The sequence below is a fragment of the Microbacterium sp. KNMS genome (assembly GCF_053851835.1).
Genome location: NZ_JBSQBP010000065.1, coordinates 1 through 568 on the forward strand (window position 1 = coordinate 1; position 568 = coordinate 568).

Here is a 568-nt window from a genome sequence, read left to right on the forward strand (position 1 = left end):
CGCACAGGGCGGACAGGACCTCCACGGCGAGGTCCGACGCGATCTGCGTCGCCGTCCGCGGCCCCTCCCCACCCTCACCGACCCGCTCCGAATCCTCGAACCGCACCCCGCCGCCACCAGCCGCGCCCTCACCCGCGCCCGCAACGCTCCCGGCGCCCGCGGCGGCGGTGGTTTCGGCGGCGCGGCGTTCCTGTCGGGCCAGGTCCCGTGCGTGCTGGCGCAGGGCGCGGGCGATCGCCTGGATCCGGGTCGCCTCGCCCACGATCTCCAGCGCCTGCGTCCCATCCGGGAGCACCTTCACCCACACACCCCGCCGCGCCATCGCCGACCGATGCCGATCCGAGAACGACCGCGGATCCAGCCTCTCCGCGAGGGCCTCCGCGAACACCCGCGTCTCGAACGGCGTCGCACCCTCCGCGTACCCGACGGCCGCGGCCTCGAACACCTCCCGCAGCCCATCCGGCAGCCGCATCCCGACCTGCCGGATCACGTCCGCGTGCCGGCCCGTGATCCGCGCACCCTCCAGCGCCGCGAACGTCTCCGGGAACGACCCCACCAGCACCATCGC

Annotated in this window: 1 pseudogene; it reads right to left on the bottom strand. The window is 75.4% G+C overall.

Annotated elements, in window-relative coordinates:
* Positions 1–568 (bottom strand): annotated as a pseudogene (locus ACWXWW_RS17855) (hypothetical protein); the annotation flags it as partial.